Origin of the sequence: Agrilactobacillus fermenti, assembly GCF_021030645.1 — a bacterium.
GTDB classification, from domain to species: Bacteria; Bacillota; Bacilli; order Lactobacillales; family Lactobacillaceae; genus Agrilactobacillus; species Agrilactobacillus fermenti.
In genome coordinates this window covers 94,118-113,709 of the sequence record NZ_JACGCJ010000003.1, presented here as the reverse complement: position 1 = coordinate 113,709, position 19,592 = coordinate 94,118, and the positions used below count along the sequence as shown (strand labels likewise).

The 19,592-nt window shown below is 40.8% G+C and carries 23 protein-coding genes, 1 other RNA gene and 1 other annotated feature; of the genes, 3 read left to right on the top strand and 21 right to left on the bottom strand.

Annotated features, from left to right (window positions below):
* Positions 1-158: 158 nt before the first annotated feature.
* The 18 genes from FHQ08_RS01845 to rplJ all read right to left on the bottom strand — a co-directional run bounded on the left by FHQ08_RS01845 (position 159) and on the right by rplJ (position 13,785).
* Positions 159-911 (bottom strand): acyl-[acyl-carrier-protein] thioesterase, encoded by a 753-nt coding sequence (locus FHQ08_RS01845; protein WP_230912680.1) that lies wholly within the window; start codon positions 909-911, stop codon positions 159-161.
* A gap of 143 nt (positions 912-1,054) precedes the next feature.
* On the bottom strand, positions 1,055-1,918 hold the full coding sequence (gene rsmI, locus FHQ08_RS01840) for a 16S rRNA (cytidine(1402)-2'-O)-methyltransferase (RefSeq protein ID WP_230912679.1): 864 nt from the start codon (positions 1,916-1,918) through the stop codon (positions 1,055-1,057).
* Positions 1,919-1,937: 19 nt separating this feature from the next.
* Positions 1,938-2,279 (bottom strand): DNA replication initiation control protein YabA, encoded by a 342-nt coding sequence (locus FHQ08_RS01835; protein WP_230912678.1) that lies wholly within the window; start codon positions 2,277-2,279, stop codon positions 1,938-1,940.
* 38 nt (positions 2,280-2,317) lie between these two features.
* Positions 2,318-3,121: a PSP1 domain-containing protein gene (locus FHQ08_RS01830; RefSeq protein ID WP_330166062.1), complete on the bottom strand. Its 804-nt coding sequence runs from the start codon at positions 3,119-3,121 to the stop codon at positions 2,318-2,320.
* 11 nt (positions 3,122-3,132) lie between these two features.
* Positions 3,133-4,107: a DNA polymerase III subunit delta' gene (gene holB, locus FHQ08_RS01825; RefSeq protein ID WP_230912677.1), complete on the bottom strand. Its 975-nt coding sequence runs from the start codon at positions 4,105-4,107 to the stop codon at positions 3,133-3,135.
* Positions 4,107-4,436 (bottom strand): cyclic-di-AMP receptor, encoded by a 330-nt coding sequence (locus tag FHQ08_RS01820; protein ID WP_230912676.1) that lies wholly within the window; start codon positions 4,434-4,436, stop codon positions 4,107-4,109. The genes holB and FHQ08_RS01820 overlap by 1 nt, the downstream gene beginning before the upstream one ends.
* Positions 4,433-5,086, bottom strand: coding sequence for a dTMP kinase (gene tmk, locus FHQ08_RS01815; protein ID WP_230912675.1), 654 nt, complete (start codon positions 5,084-5,086; stop codon positions 4,433-4,435). Before tmk ends, FHQ08_RS01820 begins: the two co-directional genes overlap by 4 nt.
* Before the next feature lie 163 nt (positions 5,087-5,249).
* The gene (locus tag FHQ08_RS01810; protein ID WP_230912674.1) at positions 5,250-5,495 is read right to left on the bottom strand and encodes a DUF2508 family protein; all 246 of its coding nucleotides are present in this window, start codon (positions 5,493-5,495) and stop codon (positions 5,250-5,252) included.
* A 2-nt stretch (positions 5,496-5,497) separates the two neighbouring features.
* Positions 5,498-6,094 (bottom strand): recombination mediator RecR, encoded by a 597-nt coding sequence (recR, locus tag FHQ08_RS01805; RefSeq protein ID WP_230912673.1) that lies wholly within the window; start codon positions 6,092-6,094, stop codon positions 5,498-5,500.
* An 18-nt stretch (positions 6,095-6,112) separates the two neighbouring features.
* The gene (locus FHQ08_RS01800; protein ID WP_230912672.1) at positions 6,113-6,424 is read right to left on the bottom strand and encodes a YbaB/EbfC family nucleoid-associated protein; all 312 of its coding nucleotides are present in this window, start codon (positions 6,422-6,424) and stop codon (positions 6,113-6,115) included.
* A gap of 19 nt (positions 6,425-6,443) precedes the next feature.
* The gene (gene dnaX, locus FHQ08_RS01795) at positions 6,444-8,180 is read right to left on the bottom strand and encodes a DNA polymerase III subunit gamma/tau (RefSeq protein ID WP_230912671.1); all 1,737 of its coding nucleotides are present in this window, start codon (positions 8,178-8,180) and stop codon (positions 6,444-6,446) included.
* A 124-nt stretch (positions 8,181-8,304) separates the two neighbouring features.
* An RNA gene (gene ffs / locus FHQ08_RS01790) (signal recognition particle sRNA small type) lies at positions 8,305-8,402 on the bottom strand.
* A 110-nt stretch (positions 8,403-8,512) separates the two neighbouring features.
* Complete coding sequence (locus tag FHQ08_RS01785; RefSeq protein ID WP_407929109.1) at positions 8,513-9,001, bottom strand: nucleoside deaminase; 489 nt, start codon at positions 8,999-9,001, stop codon at positions 8,513-8,515.
* A 37-nt stretch (positions 9,002-9,038) separates the two neighbouring features.
* Entirely contained in the window at positions 9,039-9,368 is a 330-nt protein-coding gene (locus FHQ08_RS01780; protein ID WP_230912670.1) for a hypothetical protein, read from the bottom strand.
* A gap of 79 nt (positions 9,369-9,447) precedes the next feature.
* Positions 9,448-10,050 (bottom strand): class I SAM-dependent methyltransferase, encoded by a 603-nt coding sequence (locus FHQ08_RS01775; RefSeq protein WP_230912669.1) that lies wholly within the window; start codon positions 10,048-10,050, stop codon positions 9,448-9,450.
* A gap of 21 nt (positions 10,051-10,071) precedes the next feature.
* Positions 10,072-12,669, bottom strand: coding sequence for a bifunctional lysylphosphatidylglycerol flippase/synthetase MprF (gene mprF / locus FHQ08_RS01770; protein WP_407929107.1), 2,598 nt, complete (start codon positions 12,667-12,669; stop codon positions 10,072-10,074).
* A 193-nt stretch (positions 12,670-12,862) separates the two neighbouring features.
* Positions 12,863-13,234, bottom strand: coding sequence for a 50S ribosomal protein L7/L12 (gene rplL, locus FHQ08_RS01765; protein WP_230912668.1), 372 nt, complete (start codon positions 13,232-13,234; stop codon positions 12,863-12,865).
* A 41-nt stretch (positions 13,235-13,275) separates the two neighbouring features.
* A complete protein-coding gene (gene rplJ / locus FHQ08_RS01760; protein ID WP_230912667.1) occupies positions 13,276-13,785 on the bottom strand; it encodes a 50S ribosomal protein L10 in 510 nt (169 codons plus the stop codon).
* Between the two features lie 27 nt (positions 13,786-13,812).
* Positions 13,813-13,933, bottom strand: a sequence feature (ribosomal protein L10 leader region).
* 143 nt (positions 13,934-14,076) lie between these two features.
* Here rplJ and FHQ08_RS01755 point away from each other — a divergent pair.
* Entirely contained in the window at positions 14,077-14,928 is an 852-nt protein-coding gene (locus FHQ08_RS01755; protein ID WP_230912666.1) for a DegV family protein, read from the top strand.
* An 18-nt stretch (positions 14,929-14,946) separates the two neighbouring features.
* Positions 14,947-15,453, top strand: a complete 507-nt coding sequence (locus FHQ08_RS01750) for a DUF1836 domain-containing protein (protein ID WP_230912665.1) — start codon at positions 14,947-14,949, stop codon at positions 15,451-15,453.
* 232 nt (positions 15,454-15,685) lie between these two features.
* Here the strand turns inward: FHQ08_RS01750 and rplA are convergent, their stop codons facing one another.
* The gene (gene rplA, locus FHQ08_RS01745; RefSeq protein WP_230912664.1) at positions 15,686-16,375 is read right to left on the bottom strand and encodes a 50S ribosomal protein L1; all 690 of its coding nucleotides are present in this window, start codon (positions 16,373-16,375) and stop codon (positions 15,686-15,688) included.
* A 95-nt stretch (positions 16,376-16,470) separates the two neighbouring features.
* Positions 16,471-16,896, bottom strand: a complete 426-nt coding sequence (gene rplK, locus FHQ08_RS01740; protein WP_230912663.1) for a 50S ribosomal protein L11 — start codon at positions 16,894-16,896, stop codon at positions 16,471-16,473.
* A gap of 159 nt (positions 16,897-17,055) precedes the next feature.
* Between rplK and FHQ08_RS01735 the strand changes: the two genes are divergently transcribed.
* Positions 17,056-18,528, top strand: coding sequence for an amidase (locus tag FHQ08_RS01735; protein WP_230912662.1), 1,473 nt, complete (start codon positions 17,056-17,058; stop codon positions 18,526-18,528).
* Between the two features lie 155 nt (positions 18,529-18,683).
* On the opposite strand, the gene FHQ08_RS01730 is transcribed toward FHQ08_RS01735, so the two are convergent.
* On the bottom strand, positions 18,684-19,577 hold the full coding sequence (locus FHQ08_RS01730) for an alpha/beta fold hydrolase (protein WP_230912661.1): 894 nt from the start codon (positions 19,575-19,577) through the stop codon (positions 18,684-18,686).
* Positions 19,578-19,592: the final 15 nt, after the last annotated feature.

Genomic DNA, 19,592 nt, shown 5'->3' with positions numbered 1-19,592 from the left:
AACTGACCCTCAAAGTCAATGTTATTTTTAGAAAATCAATCGTTAAAAAAATAATCGTGGTTTTCAGATTCAATATCAGTCTGAAAACTACGATTATTTTATTTTGCGTGGCTTATGTCCCAGCCTCCTCATTGTATTTTATACCCTCATACTAACCTTTAACGTAAATGCCAGTGTATTTCACATTCAGTATTCACACGATCGGCCGTTTTGATCTGATGATAAGTCGTCACACTTTTATCCGATTCATCTGGCTCAACAATTACTGAACTAACGGGCGTTTCACCGTACTTAACCTCACGTTCATAGCGAATATCGATCGTATCGATCACATATTTTTTAATAAAAGCCAAATCCAGCGTATCAATCATCCAATCAAAATAATGAACATTATTAACATGTTGATTCGCATCAATATCAAAATAACGCACCCGATAAGGCTTCTGTTGAGCACCGGTATAATCTTTTTTAGGGATCCTAGGAAATTTTTTCACACTGCGAATTGGATCAGCAATCACATTTTTAACGATTTCTGGATCCACACGGACCATTTTTCGTGTTTTAAAACTCATCATAACCCAACTAGAATTAATATGTACTAATTCCTGCCCCATCGCGTCGGTCATTTGGTAGTCTCGATAAGAAAAAAACTGATTGTAGCTATCTGCCCATGAACTCAAAGTAACTGTCTCTTTTGACTTGGGAAAACGCTGAATATCAAAATGGTACTGGGTAATGACCCACCCCAACGCTTTTGCATGCATAACTTCGTCACCAGCGTTTAACTGATCTAATTGGTCATCTGCCACTGCCAACATAGCGTTAAGCATGGTTGAAACATGCCACTCTTGAAAAGTGTTGACTTCATAAAATGGGACGCGCTGGATTCGGCTCAAGATTTGTCGTGCCACGCCGACTGCCACCTACTTTACTTAAATTGATGGTGTGGCTGAAACAGAACTAAAGTTTTGTCTTCAACCACCTATTAATTGCGACCATCTTTGGTTTAAACGTGTGCCAAAAGGCAACACCTTTTGACTTACTCTCTGTTTATTTAAATTTGATGAAATAGGTTATAAATCACCTGTTTTTTGCGTCCAACTTGCTTAGCAATCGTTTTGATGGCCACGTTAGGCTGCACGCCACGGTCGATTTCCGCCTGAATGGTCGCAATGATTTGTGCGTCAGATAATTGTACTGGTGCCATTTCGCCATCGGCACCAGCAACAATAAGTACAAATTCACCCTTCAAAACGTGCTGGGTCAATCTCTCAGCAATTGACCCAAGATCACTACGAATAAATTCTTCAAATTTCTTGGTCAATTCCCTGGCAACCACTACTTGTCGCTTTGGTTCAAATACTTGAGCCATATTTTGTAATGTGTCTTCAATTCGAAAAGGACTTTCATAAAAAATCATGGTCGCTGTTTCATTTTTGAGGTTCTGAAGTGCCTGACGCTGTTCTGACTTTTTACGTGGTAAGAACCCATAAAATAAAAACGGCTGTGGTTCAATACCAGAGGCAATCAATGCTGTTAAACCAGCGTTAGGTCCGGGTAAAGGCACAACCGGAATGTCCGCTGAAATGCAGGCCGCCACTAATTCTTTTCCCGGATCACTGATTGAAGGCATCCCCGCATCAGACACTTGTGCGATAGATTGCCCACGCTGTAATTTTTCTAATAATTGAGGCAGCCGTTGTTGTGTATTGTGCTCATGAAAAGATATTTGCTTCGTATCGATCTCAAAATGATTCAGTAATTTTTGCGTATTACGCGTATCTTCTGCCGCAATTAGAGTCACGTTTTTTAACGTTTTTACGGCTCGAAATGTCATATCTTCTAAATTACCAATTGGTGTGGGCACCAAATACAATGTGCCTTTTGAACCATGCTGATCTATCTTTTGTGTTTCCAAACTAAAACCTCTACTTTAATCAAAGTTGATGCTGCCCATAAATCACGTCTAAGCAAAAAGCGCAGGGCTCGTTATTCTCTCGCCTAGAGCCATACATATAAGTGCAAACATGAAATCCTTGTTCATACAACTTTTCAAGGTTTTGCCGTGATTTAGATAGACGCTGGGTATCATCATCTTTGCCATTTGCACCCTCGAGTTCTTGCAGCCGAGCACGTAAATGCGTGTTTTCAATCTTTAACTCGCTATTCTCTTCCAACACTTTTGCTAGGTCGTCTTGCATGCCAATTAGCTGATGCAATTGCGTTTCTTGAGCTTTTTGTAGTGCTTGTAATTGATCATAAAGATCTTCTTTTTGCAAGTGCGCACCTTCTTGCCTTCTTTTAATCAAGTTCCTCATTATGAATTGATAACTTTAACTTCTGAACTAGTATAATCCATTGGCACACTATGATCCGTTAACTGTACTTTGACCAAGTCAGCTAAAAAATTTAAGCCAACCACACGACCAATACCTTGTTCAGTCATAACCTTTTGGCCGTAATCTGGCAACGTCTGCCTAGCCTTCTCATAAACGGCATCTTCATACTGCAAGCAACACATCAAGCGACCGCAAAGACCAGAAATTTTAGTCGGGTTTAACGATAAATTCTGATTTTTAGCCATTTTAATGGATACTGGCACAAATTCACCTAAAAAAGTACTGCAGCACAATTGCCGGCCACAGGGACCGATGCCACCTAAAATTTTAGCTTCATCGCGAACCCCAATTTGACGTAGTTCGATGCGCGTACGATAAATACTGGCCAAATCTCGGACAAGGTTCCGAAAATCAACGCGCTTGTCCGCCGTAAAGTAAAAAATTAATTTCTCTTTATCTAAAGAGTATTCGGCTTCGATCAACTTCATCTTCAAATGATGTTGCTGAGCCTTCTGCCGTGCAATAACCAATGCAGCCGCCGCTGCTTTTTGATTTTCTTGATTTAACTGTAACTCAGCTGCAGTAGCTGCATGTTCGATATTTAACGCATTAACTGGAACATCCGCGGCCATCATATTTTCAGCCATAACAGCAGTAACTTGGGCGATTATTTGCACACGGCCGTAACGGACAATGACAAATTCATTAACTGGATAATGAGCATCGGCAACACAAACTTTGTGAGTCGCATCACCGGAAAATTTGATTTCAAACAAATTCATTTGATCACCTTCTATTTTAACAACCTCAAGGTCAACGCTTCCAGAAAGTTTTCGAAACCAACATTCATTCGCAGCTGACGGGACATATCTAAGACTAAGTTTAACTGATCCGCCAATTCTTCAACCGTCTCATGCTGGGCGGCCTCAAATAATTGCTGTAGTGACGTATTCATGATTTCTTTCTTATCATACCTTACCTGCAATAAAAAATCATAAAAATTAATGATCATACTTAAGGCCAACTGCTGATCTTCGGTAGTCTTAGTCGCTGCCATAATCAAAGTTTGAACATAAATAAAAGCCTCATCATCGTGTTTGAATATTTTCAGCAGCCATTTCACAACCGCCGTCAAAAGCTGATTAAATGCCGCTGATTCTTGCCAAGCTTTTGCTTGTTGGTAATCTTGAGTTAATAAAGCCGCTAATTGTGCATTCTCCGGTGCTGAGCCCTGAGTTAAAAAGTTTTGATACACAGTTTGTTTCGATAATCCACGAAAATCAATAATCTGCATCCGCGATAAAATTGTTGGTAAAATTTGGCTTTTAGCTGTGGTGGTCAAAACAATCAAAGCATCACTGGCCGGCTCTTCCAGAAATTTAAGTAAACTATTACTAGCATTAACGGACATCTTTTCAGCATCTGTAACGATAAATACCCGTCGGTTACCTTCCATACCAGATTTATAAAGCTCGCTTTTAAGATAACGAATCGATTCAACTTTAATTGTCTGATTATCCGGTTTAATTTGAATCACATCAGGATGATTCCCTTGCTGAATTCGGCGACATTCTGAACATTGACCACAAGGGCGGCCTTGCTCAAGATGGTGACAGAACTGACTCATCGCTAGCCATTGAGCCAATTCATACTTACCAGACCCTGCTGGACCAGCAAAAAGGTAGCCTTGAGCCAAATGCTGCTTGGTAATGATCTGGGCAAACTGAGCTACTAGCTTAGGTTGAAGTTGTTCAATAATCAGAGCCATTAGAAACGATGAAATTGTTCCACAGGGACAACGAAAACAGTTGCACCGCCAACTTGAACCTCAATTGGATAAGACATGGATGAATCACCTGTAACATCAACATTTACGGGTGGGGCCATAAATTGATCTCTAGCATGTGAAGTTTCCCGAATAATCTTCAAAACATCTTCAACTCGCTCATCGTCAATACCAATAATAAACGTCGTATTACCTGATTTTAAGAAGCCACCTGTTGTTGAAAGTTTAGTTGCGCGCACATTAGCCTTTACAAATTCACTACTCAACGTATTTGCATCTTTATCTTGAACAATTGCCACAATTAGTTTCATTTGAATGCCTCCTTGAAAAGCTCTGGAAAGTGTTGGATCAATTGGCTCTGACAAGCCGAGACGACATCAGATAGCGTTTGGGTCGCGTCGATAACCACGATACGCTGAGGATACTTCGCCGCTAACCGTAAATATGAGGCGCGCACACGCTCATGGAAAGCTAAAGTTTCTTGATCCAAGCGATCATTTTGATTTTGCCGGTACTTTTGGATCCGTTGCAGCCCAACTTCAACTGGTCCATCTAACAATAAGGTTAAATCAGGTAGCAAGCCCTTAGTCGCAAATAAATTCAAATTATAAACCGCTTGTTCACCGACTTCATGACCAGCGCCTTGATAAGCGACTGAGCTATCCACAAATCGATCTGAGAAAACAATTTGATCAGCTGCCAATGCCGGTTCTACAACCTCTGCCATATGTTGGCGTCGTGCGGCTGCAAACAGCAATGCTTCTGTGCGATCATCCATTTGTGTGTTGTTAACGTCTAATAAAATGTGCCGAATCTCTTCGGCTATTTTACTGCCACCAGGCTCCCTTGTTTCCAATATAGGACGTTGACTGATATGTGTTAATTTAGGTAATAGTGCTTTTAACACTGATGTTTTACCCATGCCATCAGGGCCTTCAAGGGTGATAAATATTCCTGGCATCTAAATTCCTCAATTCATTAATTGAAATATACTTTCATTTTACTGGAAACATTAGTTGGCTTCAAGAAGTCTAAAAAGCCAATTTTCTTAATAAAAAACTTGAGTTCAAGACCAAAACTGTTTTTAATTAAAACCGTTTACGTCTGTACTCAAGTTTCTAAAGTTACTGGAACATATCTGGGGCGATCCGTTTACTGGAAACACGCCGGCGTCGGATTTCTTTGTAGATATAATCGTATTTTGCTTTCTGTAACAGTAACTGGGGATCTTGCCCACCCGCACCGTTAACCGCTAATGAGTCAACTTCTGTATAGGAGAGAATCTCTTCACGTAAAACAAAAGCGAGATCTAGTAATTCCTGGTCAGCTTGTTGGCGAATAGAAGTTTTTTTATTACGGAAAAATCCCATCATTACATCTCCTGTCTGCCTTCCACTGCTTTTAGTAAAGTCATTTCATCCGCATATTCAATATCACTGCCGACAGATAAACCATGAGCTAAGCGTGTCACTTTGATCCCAGCTGGTTTGATCAGCCGGGAAATATACATAGCTGTGGCTTCACCTTCTGGCGTGGCATTCGTCGCAATAATGACCTCTTTGATCGGTGTTTTTTGCAGACGTTTGATCAAAGACTTAATATTGATGTCTTCTGGGCCAGTCCCTTCCATAGGCGATAATACCCCATGTAAAACGTGATACAGGCCATGATAATCATTCATTTTTTCTAGGGCCATCACATCTTTAGGCTGCTCTACCACGATCACTACTGATTGATCACGGCTTTTATCACGGCAAATATCACAAGGATCAGATTCAGTAATGTTGCCGCAAATACTACAGTAATGTAGATCCTTTTTGGCGGCTATTAAGCTCTTAGCAAAAGCCTGCACATCATCAGTCTGCATATCGATCGTATAAAAAGCCAATCTTGTTGCCGTTTTACTGCCAATTCCTGGTAATTTCATGTAACTATCGATCAACTTGGCAATTGGTTCAGGATACTGCATAAGCCAGCTCCTTTCCGATTACATTGGCATGCCTTTAGTGAACTTACCTAATTTCTTTTCGGTTGCTTGATCAATTTGGTTCATCGCATCATTCACTGCGGCAATCACTAAATCTTGCAACATATCTGGGTCATCTGGATCTATTGCTTCAGGATTGATCTGCATATCTTTCATTTTCTTATCGCCCGTAAAAACAACTTTGACCATCTCATCAGGGGCTGAAGCAGTAAACTCTGTTGCGTGCAATTCTTCTTGCGCCTTACCCATTTCTTTTTGCATCTTTTGCATTTGTTTCATCATACCTTGCATATTTCCTGGCATACCACGCATTATGACCGACTCCTTTTATTTAATCTTCATGGACTTCAACAATATCTTTTCCAAACAATTCTAACGCTTTTTTCGTTCCTTTGGGCACTTTTTCAGCCTCATTTTCGGCTGCTGGTGCACCAGACTGGCCGTTTGCTGATTTTAACCGATCAGTTTGCAAATATTCCTTACGAATGACCGGCCAATCTTCATGCGGTACTAAAACAATCTCTGGTGGATCACCCAATAACTTATTTAAACCAGCTTTAAGTTCATCAAGTAAATCCTGATCATTCATGACCCGTTCAAAGAATAATTGATAATCAAACGCTACTATAACACCATGTTCATTAGCGGCAACCGGCCGAGAAACATTCATGACTGCTCGCTTAGTAATCGACAACATGTTCATCAAATCTGGCCAAACTTCTTTAAACCGGTTCAAGGCTTGTCTCGTTGCTGAATCAAGAATTGGATAGATTGCGGCTTTATTGACTTTGACCTTGTGCGGTGTACTTGTTGTTGCTCGGTTTTGACGCTTGGGTTTGCTAGACGTGCCTTTAGACAGCTGCTGAACTTGCTGGCTCAATGCCTTAACCTGATCCTCTAACTTAGATACCATCGCGTCGGGTGCCGCAGCTGCTGGCTCTGCTGCCGTCGTCGAATCCAAATGTACTTTAGATTCGGTCGAATTTTGTGCAGCACTTAATTTTATCATTAAGACTTCCAAATAGATATCTGGATGGTTTGTGAAACGCAGTTGCTGCTGCACATCATCTAAAATATCAATCATTCGGTAAAGCCGTGCTGCGGGAAAAGTCTGACTTAGCTTTTTGAAGCCATCTGAAACGTTCGTAAGTTCAGTTTCAGCAATGACTTGAGGTGCCTGCTGATAGACCAATAAATTACGGCAATAATCAATCAGATCCTCTAATAGTCGCTGTTCATCTTTCCCATCAGCCAAAATCTGATGTAGTTGGGTCAATGCCTGAGCTGTATCATTAGCCTGAATTGTCCCCATTAACGTATCTATCTGTGTCTGTGATAGATCCCCAGTGACATCTAAGACATTCGTCATTGTTAATTTGTTATCACTGAAAGAAAGTACTTGATCCAAGATACTTAACGCATCTCGCATCCCGCCTTCACTAGCTTTCGCCACCATCTTGAGGGCCTCTTGGTCAAAATCGATGCCTTTTTCTTTTAAGATATAAGCCATCCGCTGGTAACTATCTTGGGGTGTGATACGTTTAAAATCAAATCTTTGCGTTCGCGAAATAATCGTTGCCGGAATTTTATAAGGCTCTGTTGTTGCCAAAATAAAAACAACATTAGCCGGCGGTTCTTCTAAAGTCTTAAGTAAAGCATTAAAGGCGCCCGTAGACAACATATGCACTTCATCAATGATATAAATTTTATAAGTTGCTTCAGTCGGCGCGTATTTGGCTTTATCCCGAATATTACGGATTTCCTCAACACCATTGTTGGAAGCCGCATCAATTTCAATCACATCATTAAGTGTTCCTGCCGTAATTGCTTTACAGATTGCGCATTCATTGCAAGGTTCGCCATCTTTTTGATTTGGACAATTGATGGCCTTTGCAAAAATCTTTGCCGCCGAGGTCTTCCCAGTACCACGAGGCCCGGCGAATAAATAAGCATGACTGGTTTGTCCAGTGACGATTGCATTTTTTAACGTTCGTGTGATCATTTCTTGCCCAACGATATCTGCAAATCGTTGCGGTCGCCAAACCCGATATAACGCTTGATAACTCAAAGGGTCAACCTCCTTTTCAAGTTACCGATAACAATAAACATCATAGCATAAATTCTATAAATATTGTGACGAAAAAGTGGCCGAAAACAAAACGACTGTTTTGTCCCGGCCACCCAGCTTAATTTCTCATAAAACATAAGACACATGCCTCAGCAAACTTAGTGCTGCTTCCTTCCGGACCTGACACGGTTCATAAGTAAGACATTGTCTTATGGCCTTACGGCGTAAAATATTATATCGCAGTTTTAAAAAAAACACAATGCTAATCTTGAAACACATGTATCCTAAAACAACCACCACTTGGCACGAGGTATTGTACCACCTTGCTAAAATTAATGTGGCCGTTTACCAGCTTGCCGTTGTCGCCGAATCTTTCGAAAAAAATCGGTTAATAACTGCCCGCAGACATCACTTTCAATGCCGCCAATAACTTGCGGATGATGATTCAAGGGCCGTAAAGCAAAAACATCAGTCACACTAAAAGCAGCGCCAGCTTTAGGATCAAAGGCGCCATAATAAACACTATCCAAACGGCTATTGATAATTGCGCCTGCACACATTAAACAAGGTTCCAAAGTGACAAAAAGATCCATACCGCTCAACCGCCAGCTATGTTTAGCTTGACAAGCTGCATTAATAGCCAGTATTTCCGCATGGGCTAAAGCATTTTGTGATAATTCACGATGATTAAAACTGCGCGCCACGATTGTCCCATGGTCCACAACAATTGCCCCAATTGGCACTTCATCCACTGCCGCCGCTTTTTTAGCTTCCACAATTGCTTCATGCATATAATAATCAACCGCTTGCTGATCTTGAATGATCTCAATCACTCCAATAACTTAGAAATCTAGATACCTAATATCTAGGTACTGAGGTGTTATTTTGAATTGCCTGCTGAAATTCACTCCATTGACCAGATGCTTCCGCAACAATATGTTCCGATTGATCAATTGTTGTCGTTATATTTTTGATCAAGCGCTTTATCGCGACACTTGATAAATGATCCACCATATGCTCCAATTGGTGCTCATCGTTAATATATGTCTGCAGCCAATGTTTCAACTGTTGCTTTCGTTTCATATCCAGCACATGTTTGGTGATCCGCGTCGTTGTCAAATACATAATTGAACCACTGGCACCTAGAACAGCAGCAACCTTTAAAGCGTGCTTTTTGGTCTGATCCATCAGATCATCCTCCCTTATTGTAACAATACACTATAAGTATTAATTTTAAAATACTAAAAAAGGTTGATGAAAGCTTAAGTTATTTCTTAAAACTTTGTAAAATATAATATCCCTTATCGCGCTTGAGGACTTGGCAGTTGCCAAAAGCTGCAGTTAAGAGCCGTTTTGCGGAGGGCGCCCCTTGCTTTTTCTGGAGCACAGCTAATAACTGACCCCCAGGCAGTAAATGTGCTTCAGCCTCCTGTAAGATACGGTCAACAACTGCTTTACCAGCTCGAATCGGTGGATTTGTCAAAATGGCGGCATAAGTATCCTGAACTTGAGCATAGCCATCAGAAGTCTTGATTTGAACATTTTCGATTCGATTTGCAACGGCGTTTTCTTTCGCTAACTGCAGTGCACGCTGGTTCACATCAGTCAACGTGACTTGACGTTCAGGAAAATATTTAGCTAACGCTAAGCCAATTGGACCATAGCCACACCCGACATCTAATATCGGTCCTGATATAACCTTGACTTCAGGTATCACAGATAGTAAAACTCGGGATCCAAAATCCACTGTATGTCTCGAAAAAACACTGCTATCCGTGGTAAATGTCAGTAAATTACCTAAAAGATCAAAGTCAAACCTGGCCCGATCATGGGCAGCGGTAGGTTCATTACTATAATAGTGATCACTCATAGATGGTCTACTCCTAATTATTTAATTGTTCGTTGTTTTAGTAAAAAACTTTGGTCGTACTAGTCTTGAATTATAATCAGAAGCTGAAATACGTCGATTAACGACTAACAAGATTTGCAGCATCGTGAATACCAATGAGCTATGCCGCGGATAAACAATATACCGCGAAACCCACTTCGTAACATATTTGTTCTTGTAAGATTTTAAACCAGCAAAACTGAAAAAACGGTAACCATATTGATAAATTAAATGCGCCACACGCTCGCCTAAAAAGGCATGCTGGTAGATGCCAACGTTAGCCAGCGGTGCCATCCCCATATTGAAATAATGATAGCCTTCATCGCGGCTTTGGTAAAACAAATTAATGAAGACTTGATCCATAATCCCTGACGGTGCTTGTTGACTATGTCGCATTAAATCAATGCTTGTGACTTCATGATCTCCTGTTGGCATTAAATTGGCAAAAGCCACTAATTGTCCTTTTTGATCGCGCACCACGGCAATCGAGGTTTGTTCTAAATAATAACGATCGAAGAAACCTAACGAAAAGCCTTTTTCTGTCTTACCAGCGAGCCAGCTATCTGAGATTGATTTTAACTGGGCAAAATCTTGATCGGAAAAAGGTGGCTCCAGCATGCCAAAGGTGTACCCTTCGCGTTTGAACCGATTCATTAAAGCACGCTGTCCCTTATGTTTATTCCCATGAATGTTAAATTCTGGCAGCGAGACAAAGCCTTCTTCACCAAACTTAATAAAGTCATAACCAAATTCATGCATCAGCATCGTGAATGAATCGGATACTTCGTAAAAAACCACCAATAGATTCTGCTTATCTGCCGCAGCTATAAAATCTTGAATCGCCTCTGTCAGATAAACTTGATCACCCACAGGCTCCCCCATCACAATTAACTTATTCGTTTTCTTACGAAATAAAAAGAATATTTTATCTTCGCCATCAACTTGATAATAATATACTGCTTTATCACGTAAAAAAGCCAAATGGCTGACTTCGTTGCCGCCATATGTGTCAATAACGTGTTTGATTCGTTGCGCATCAAAACCTGCATCTAAGGATTGACCGCCATGACTCAAATAATTTTGTACTAATAACAGGACCAATGCAGCAATGATCACAATAATCAAACCCATGAACCATAAACGCTCTGAGGGAAATAGTAATGCCTCAGGAACTGGGTGCCGATGGTGAATTCGTGGTGAATTAAAGAAACCAACCAAAGCATATAAAACAAATGTCAAAGTATAAACTCCGCCATCCAACAATCGCCCACCCCAAGAGGGTTCTAAACGGTCACGAAAGAGTTCATTTTTAGTCAAGATCATAGCAATTAATACCAACACAAAAATTACTAGCAAAGTTACAGAAAAATCCCGCACCAAAGTGTTCGCAATGGCAATGAGTAACACGAACAAAGTAGGCCAAAAAGACCGCTGCACTCGATTCGCTACCCCTCGAGCTAAACCGATCAACAAGAAAGCCACAATAATATTTGAAGTACGATCTAAAAAGGCGAATAGATAAGGATATAGTTCAGAAATAAAATGTGCTGTTCTGATCCAATTAGGCACCGTTGCTGCTAGCAACATGATGATTGCTGAAGCATAGAGAAATACAACGACTAAGCCATGGGCAAATTTACTTAGCGCTTGCTTAGGAATATCATCTAAGTACTTATTAATACGCCCACCAGCATCTTGAACAAAGAACACCAAGCCGATGATGAATGGCACAATATAGTAAAAAATCCGATAGAATAATAGCCAAACAACAGCAACCCCCGGATCAATACCAACCGCCCGTAACCCAAGAATCATAAAGACATCGAACGTACCGACTGCGCCGGGTATCATCGAAACAACCCCAACCACATTTGCAATCATAAACAGTGGAAAGACAGCTGCTAAATTTTTCATACCCATGAAATAGCCGATAATTAGGAAAAAAACACCAGCAAAGCCCCATTCAAATAATGAACCAATTGCTAAGCGTAATTCTTTTTTTAAATTTAAATCACTGAAGAACTCAGATTCACGCATATGAGTCACTAATAATAAGCTAGGCGTATATAACGAACCACCTACTAGCCAGATCCAGTAGGTCGCAAAAACAGAGCCAATGTGAAAGACAAAAATCAATATCAAAGACACTAAACTAAGTAAAGATAATCCAGATAAAAGAAAGAGTGCAATTTTGGAAATGGCAAATAATATCTGTTTGCGAGAAGCATTCTTACCATAAAAATTAGCTCGCAGTGTTGCCCCCAGTACGCCACCAAAGCCAATCAGGTTATTGAACGTATTAACGGTCCAACCTGCTTTTAAAATATACTTAGTTGGTGCGCGCTCTGGCAAAAAGTCCTGGATTTCAAAATCATAGTTCAACATTGGTGTCACTGCCACCAACCCGAGCACCAACATCAATAAAATCGTTAATGGGCTCTGACTGCTTAAACTAGCCAGCAATTGTTGGCGATCGATGTCTCTGCCAATTCGACCGATTTCTAAAATCACAAAAATCAATACAGACAGAATAAAAATAGCTTTTAATAACGCTTTATGACTAATCACAAAACCCTTTAATTTTGCATACATGCGCTTCAAATCGAATTCCTCCAACTAATAATAGCCCTATTATACATGATTTTAAGTCGAACCACATGGAAGTGACAGGATTGTTAGGCAGTGATGTTTAAATATTCATAATTCATCTTAAGCATTTTGGACCCAATTAAGCGTAACAAAAAAAGCCAAGAACTCTGCTATCAGAATTCTTGACTTCATAATTAAAAGATGATTATTTCAAAGTAACCGTTGCGCCAACAGCTTCAAGTGTTTCCTTCATCTTTTCAGCGTCTTCTTTAGAAACGCCTTCTTTAAGAACTGAAGGTGCGTTATCAACTAAGCCCTTAGCATCTTTCAAGCCAAGTTCAGTAATTGTACGAACTTCCTTGATAACTTTAACTTTTTCTTGACCTGCTTCAGTCAATTCAACGTCAAATTCAGTCTTTTCAGCAGCGCCACCATCAGCACCTGCAGCACCTGCAGCTGCAACTGGAGCAGCTGCAGAAACACCGAATTCATCTTCAATTGCTTTTACTAAATCGCTCAATTCTAAAACAGAAGCGTCTTTTAATTGATCGACGATTGCATTTACATCTAATGCCATGTTTTGTATCCTCCAATTAATCTTGTTTTATTGTGTGATAATTAAGCAGCAGAGTCGTCGCCCTTGCTATCAGCAACTGCCTTAACAGCATATGCCACATTGCGAACTGGTGCTTGTAATACAGAAAGCAACATTGATAGTAGACCTTCGCGACTTGGAAGCTTGGATAATTGATCGATTTGTTCGAGTGTTGCAACTTTACCTTCGATCATACCACCTTTGATCTCAATAGCATCAACGCCTTGAGCAAACTTAGCAATGATCCGAGCTGGAGCAACAACATCGTCATAAGAAACAGCAACAGCAGTTGGACCAGAGAATGTTTCGTCTAAGCCTTCATAACCTACTTTGTCAGCTGCCCGACGTAAATAAGTATTCTTAACAACAGCGAATTCGATATTTTCTTCACGTAATTGTGCCCGTAAATTAGTAACTTCTTCAACTGTTAAGCCTAAATAGTCAACAACAACGATAGATTTAGCTTTTTGAAACTTCTCAACGATAGCTTCAACAGCTTCTGCTTTCTTTGCTACGATTTTTTCGTTAGCCAATTAGTTCACCTCCAAATAAAGTTTGGTTTGGAGTATAAAAAAACTCCATGCCCACCTAGACATAGAGGTATCTTAAATCAATACGTCTCCTCGGCAGGGTATTAAGACAAAATGTCACCTGAGTCTTAGGCAGTAAAACAACCGGTATTAAGAATAGCATAAATGGTTTCTAGCGTCAATAAAATATTTAAAAACTAGGTTGACTCTTCTCAGTATTGACAACTGTATTAATCAGTATACAATACTACATATTGTAGTTATCAAAACTAACGTTGCTAGGAGTCCTCCACCATGTCCGTAAAAATAGGCTTACTCGTTGATTCTGCCTCTGATATTCCTGCCGAAATTGCCAAGCAGGATAATGTTGAAATTGTGCCATTAATCGTAAACTACGATCATACTGAATATTTTGACCGCCAAACAATCCAACCCGAAGAAGTTTATCAGTTGCTTGACCAAGATAAAATCCCCAAAACGGCCAGTCCTACAATTGGTCTCGTCCAAAAGGGTATCGAGCATTTAGTGGCAAAGGGTTACCACCAAATTATTGCCGTAACTATTTCTAGTGGTCTATCTATCACGAATCAAGTCTTTATTGCAGCTGCACAGCAAAACGATGCATTGGAAATGTCGGTTGTTGATTCAAAAAGTGTTGGTATCGGCAGCGGGTTGATTGCGGCCTATGCACAAGATCTAATTAATGAACATCTTGATTTTAAGGTAATTGTCGATCGTATATCTAAATCAGTTCGTCTGAGTCGAGTCTACTTTTATATTCCCACTATGAAATATCTAATTGCTGGTGGCCGAATTGGCAAAGTTGCTGGTATTTTAGGTTCAGCTTTAGGGATCAAACCTGTTATTTCTTGTGATACAGAAGGGATTTATTATCCAATTATCAAATCACGCTCAGAAACAAAGGCACTCAATAAACTAGTCAACATTGCAGTTGGACAGGCACAAAAAGCAGCCCACTTCAAAATTGCAGTAGCTCAAGGCAACGATACCAGCCTGATGCACCGCTTAGTAGATAAAATCAGCGCCCAATTGCCGATGGAAAAGATATATACTGGAAGTGTGTCACCAGCATTAGCAGTTCATACTGGTCCTGGATTAGTGGGGATTGCTGTCCAAGCAAATTAGGAATTGAGGCGTGTTATTTTGACTGCAAATCATACGGTAATAGCCAAACTACCAATTTGGGATGACTTACCCAGCTTTGGTCTACAATTAAAACAACTGATCGAGGTAGCGAACTCATTCATTGTACCAATCACTGGTCAACAGATCACAAAAACAATGATTCAAAACTATTTCAAAGATGGCGTATTAGATACACCGGAGCATCAAACCTATGAACGTAAACAAGTTGCTGGCGCTATCGTTGTCGGCATGTTAAAAAATGTATTTTCCTTAAATGAAATTCGCAATGGCCTACATTGGATCCTAACTGAATCCGCCCCACAATCAGGTTATGACAATTTTGTAAATATATTCAATGAGCAAGCTGCTGAAAATCTATTGGAACCCAAATCACTGAAAAAAATCAAATTAAAATCGCCGTCTCAATCAACGATCATGCAATATGGGGCAGTACAGACCGTGCTTTTTTGGTTATTTACAAAAAACTCCTTACAGGATGGCAGTCGTTCAGGGTCCACAACCTAGACGAAAATTCGTCTTTGATGGCGTACGTACTTACTAAGTAGTTTGCTTGTTGCTTAAACAAAATAATAAGCACTTAGACAGTAATATACTCGCGAAAATTGTAACAACGAAACATGCCTAATCAGGCAAAGCCAGTATCTATAAACCACTTTTAAATCTAAATTGGGTATAAAAAAAGAACTCAGAAGCAAAACTAACGTCATGTTTCTGAGTTCTTTTTATTTAGCATTAATTAAAATGAAGCAACGTCAACTTTGATACCAGGGCCGAAAGTAGAAGTTACCGTCAAACTCTTGATAAAAGTACCCTTAGCTGATGCTGGACGTGCACGAACAATTGTGTCTTCCAAAGTACGGAAGTTTTCTAATAATTGTTCATTGGTAAATGAAACTTTACCAATTGGTGCATGGATAATACCTTGTTTGTCAACACGGTAAGTTACTTGACCAGCTTTAATATCATTAACAGCTTTAGTTACATCCATTGTAACCGTACCAGTCTTAGGATTTGGCATTAAGCCTTTAGGTCCTAATACACGACCTAAACGACCAACTTTAGCCATCATTGGTGGTGTGGCTACAGCGACGTCAAAATCTAACCAACCGTCAGAAATGCGTTCTACTAAGTCATCAGAACCAACGATATCAGCGCCAGCTTCTTCAGCTTGGCGTGCTTGTTCACCTTCAGCAAAAACGATGACTTTTTGAGTTTTACCAGTACCATTAGGTAAAACCAAAGCACCACGGATTTGTTGATCAGCTTGTTTTGGATCTACAGATAAATTGTAAGCAACTTCAACAGTTGCATCGAACTTAGCGTAGTTTGTCTTCTTAACTAAATCGACAGCTTCGTCAACAGCATAACTTTTGTTTGCTTCGACGAGCTTAGCTGCTTCGATGTATTTCTTGCCTCTTTTGGCCATGAATTTTTCCTCCTTGCAAATGTGGTCACAGGGTTTTGACCCTCCCACCTGATTTAACAGTTTTAACTGTCAATCCGACATACTAAAAGCTGGTTTTAGTCTTCGACAGTGAAGCCCATACTTCTAGCTGTACCTTCAACCATGCGCATTGCAGCTTCAACGTCTGCTGCGTTTAGGTCTTGCATTTTTGTTTCAGCGATTTGGCGAACTTGATCTTTAGTTACCTTAGCAACTTTTTTAGTGTTTGGTTCACCTGAACCGTGTTCAACACCGGCAGCTTTCTTCAATAGAACAGCAGCTGGTGGGGTCTTGGTAACGAAGTCAAATGAACGATCCTCGTAAACAGTGATCACAACAGGAATGATCATGCCTGCTTGATCAGCAGTGCGTGCATTAAAGTCCTTTGTGAAACCCATGATGTTGATACCAGCTTGACCTAAAGCTGGACCTACTGGAGGAGCTGGAGTTGCTTTACCAGCAGGAATTTGCAATTTAACAATGTTTGCTACTTTTTTTGCCACGAGACATTGCCTCCTTTAGTCCGTGTTGTGGTGTAATGGAGTTATAAAATTTCTCCTCCCACGGTGTATCTAAACATACTTGAAGAATATAACACGTTCTCCTGCGTTAATCAAGGTAAACTTTGTTAAAATAGACCTATAAAAGGAGGCGCTAATCAAATGTTATCTGCTTTAATGACCGCTCAATTGATCCGCCAAAATAAAATTAGCTTAACCGAACTGCTAGCTGATACAGAAGCTAAAATTAAGTCATTGAATCCCCAATTAAATGCGGTGACCTATACCCGGTTTGCAGCTGCTCGCCAAGAAGCCATGCACTTAAGTGATACGGGACAGCCTTTTTTCGGCGTACCCTTATTGCTCAAAGGCCTCGGTCAAAATCTCAAAGGTACACCGAACACAATGGGGTCTAAACTGTTAGCCCATCAAATTGCGGCTCAAACCGATCATTTTGTTCGTCGCTTGCAAGCACTGGGCTTCATTATCGTGGGCCAAACAAATACACCTGAATTTGGCTTTAAAAATATCACAGATCCGCGACTCTATGGTCCCAGTCATAATCCCTGGCAATTGGGGCATACACCAGGTGGCTCTTCTGGCGGTGCAGCTAGTGCCTTAGCTAGCGGCATGGTTCCCTTAGTGACTGGCAGTGATGGCGGCGGCTCCATCCGAATTCCAGCAGCATTTTCAGGCTTGATTGGGCTAAAACCCACCCGCGGCCGCGTTCCAGTTGGTCCAGGAGAATATCGCAGTTGGCAAGGGGCTGCCATTAACTTCGCTTTAACAACAAATATCGCTGATACAGCGGCTTTATTACAAGGCTTACAAACGTTGCAAGCCGCCGCACCCTTTCAAACCCCTTTGATTCCAACAGCGGCTTTTCAAAATCTAACGTCAACACACACCATCAAAACAATTGCGTATACCACCGAATCACCGGTGGGCACTCCCGTCAGCGCAGTTGCCCAGACTGCTGTTATGCAAGCCGTCACCTTTTTACGGCAGCAAGGTTTTCGTGTTGTTGAGGCTCAACCAGAGCTTGATGGTCAGGCTTTAATGCGCAGTTATTTCACCATGAATGCTGGCGAAACGGCCGCGATGATCGCCGCTCTTGAAAAGCAGCACCAGAGAGCTGTTATCGCTAACGATATTGAGCCAATTTCATGGGCCATTTATCAAGCTGGGCGACATACAACAGCCGCTGAATATAGTTCAGCCTTAAATCTTTGGGATCAAGCTAGCCAAGTTATGGCAGACTTTATGAGCAATTATGACTTATATCTGACGCCGACAACAGCTTGGCCAGCACCTGAAATTAAAACGCCACTGCAGTCACCTTTACTGCAAACACAAATCGCCCATGTTCAAGACTTAGCGCCACAAGAACAAAAAAATCTGATTTATGATCTATTTTATGAGAGTCTCGTCTATTCGCCATTTACCCAACTTGCGAATCTTACTGGACAACCAGCCATCAGTTTACCCACCGCTTTGGATGACAAAGCAAGCTTACCTTTGGGTATTCAATTTATGGCTCGTAAAGGCGCCGAAATTGAGCTCTTACAAATTGGCCGCTTATTCGAAAGTCAAAATCAATTTCACTTATTGCACCCGCTAAATATGTCCCTTTAATCTTGTCATTTGATCCGCGTAAAAAGCAGACAGTGAGATCAAAGGTGTTGCCTTTTGGCACACGTTTAAACTAAAATTATTCGCAAACAAATAGAGGGCGAAAACAAAATGTTAGTTTTGTCTTCACCCTCTATTTGTTTACCTAACCAGCATGGTTACGCTTCTTTTAATGGTGTCAGCCATAAAAAATCAATAATATTCAAATCTACCAAGCTATTTTCGTGCAGTAAGCTATGCGCTGCATTGGCGCCGCGAATCACTGCCTGTTTATAGAGATGCTGTGTCGGCGCCAAAATGAACCCCAATGCTAACCCACTATCAGCTGAAACACTGCCATCGTGCTGTACATGCGTGGTTGGCAAAATATTACCCACAATATTCAAAAAATGAATTGGCTCTTGTAACTTCTGTAAATGCGTCCTTAGATAAACATAAATTGGCGTGACCTTTTCTGGCCCTTTTTTAGTCAGTGGATAACTAAAGATCTTCTTAGTATCCTTACCGAGTTCAAAATCATTGAAAGGTCCGGCGATCGTTACAACGCGCTTAACCTTGGGTAAATCAGGCTGATCCGCATAACGGGCACAATAAACGGCCGCTGTGACGGCCCCCATAGAATGGCCAACTAAGTTAACAGAAGCAACCCCTTTTTTAAATAAATCATGCGTCAAATGCTGCAGCCAGTCACTCTGCTGCAGTACTGAAGCCGTTGCTTGCTGGAAAAGAACTTGAATACAAGGATTTTGTGCTTGTGCTATATCTCCTAACGAACCAACAACAGTGTATGACCCATCTTGATAGATTTTCACTCGTGCGACTGTTTCAGCAATATTTGCTTGCCACAAGCGGTGCAAAAGATGACCAAAAGAATATCGATTACCATGATACCCATGTATAAAAAGCGTGGGGCGATGCTGATATGAAAAATGTTCCCGTGCTGTTATAGGAACGCCAATAAACACGTTTAAGCGCCAACGATCCCATAAAAATATAAACACGGCAATCACAAGTAAAAGTAGCCCTACGATCAAAACCTCTCGCAATGACATCGCCTCATACGATTA

What these genes read in the sequence shown, in the direction of transcription:
- rplA (WP_230912664.1), bottom strand. Translation starts at nt 16,375, where the DNA reads ATGGCCAAAAGAGGCAAGAAATACATCGAAGCAGCTAAGCTCGTCGAA.
- FHQ08_RS01735 (WP_230912662.1), top strand. Translation starts at nt 17,056, where the DNA reads ATGTTATCTGCTTTAATGACCGCTCAATTGATCCGCCAAAATAAAATT.
- FHQ08_RS01780 (WP_230912670.1), bottom strand. Translation starts at nt 9,368, where the DNA reads ATGGATCAGACCAAAAAGCACGCTTTAAAGGTTGCTGCTGTTCTAGGT.
- FHQ08_RS01830 (WP_330166062.1), bottom strand. Translation starts at nt 3,121, where the DNA reads ATGAATTTGTTTGAAATCAAATTTTCCGGTGATGCGACTCACAAAGTT.
- FHQ08_RS01810 (WP_230912674.1), bottom strand. Translation starts at nt 5,495, where the DNA reads ATGGGATTTTTCCGTAATAAAAAAACTTCTATTCGCCAACAAGCTGAC.
- FHQ08_RS01820 (WP_230912676.1), bottom strand. Translation starts at nt 4,436, where the DNA reads ATGAAACTAATTGTGGCAATTGTTCAAGATAAAGATGCAAATACGTTG.
- rplL (WP_230912668.1), bottom strand. Translation starts at nt 13,234, where the DNA reads ATGGCATTAGATGTAAATGCAATCGTCGATCAATTAAAAGACGCTTCT.
- FHQ08_RS01755 (WP_230912666.1), top strand. Translation starts at nt 14,077, where the DNA reads ATGTCCGTAAAAATAGGCTTACTCGTTGATTCTGCCTCTGATATTCCT.
- tmk (WP_230912675.1), bottom strand. Translation starts at nt 5,086, where the DNA reads ATGCCAGGAATATTTATCACCCTTGAAGGCCCTGATGGCATGGGTAAA.
- FHQ08_RS01800 (WP_230912672.1), bottom strand. Translation starts at nt 6,424, where the DNA reads ATGCGTGGTATGCCAGGAAATATGCAAGGTATGATGAAACAAATGCAA.
- FHQ08_RS01730 (WP_230912661.1), bottom strand. Translation starts at nt 19,577, where the DNA reads ATGTCATTGCGAGAGGTTTTGATCGTAGGGCTACTTTTACTTGTGATT.
- holB (WP_230912677.1), bottom strand. Translation starts at nt 4,107, where the DNA reads ATGGCTCTGATTATTGAACAACTTCAACCTAAGCTAGTAGCTCAGTTT.
- recR (WP_230912673.1), bottom strand. Translation starts at nt 6,094, where the DNA reads ATGCAGTATCCTGAACCAATTGCCAAGTTGATCGATAGTTACATGAAA.
- FHQ08_RS01775 (WP_230912669.1), bottom strand. Translation starts at nt 10,050, where the DNA reads ATGAGTGATCACTATTATAGTAATGAACCTACCGCTGCCCATGATCGG.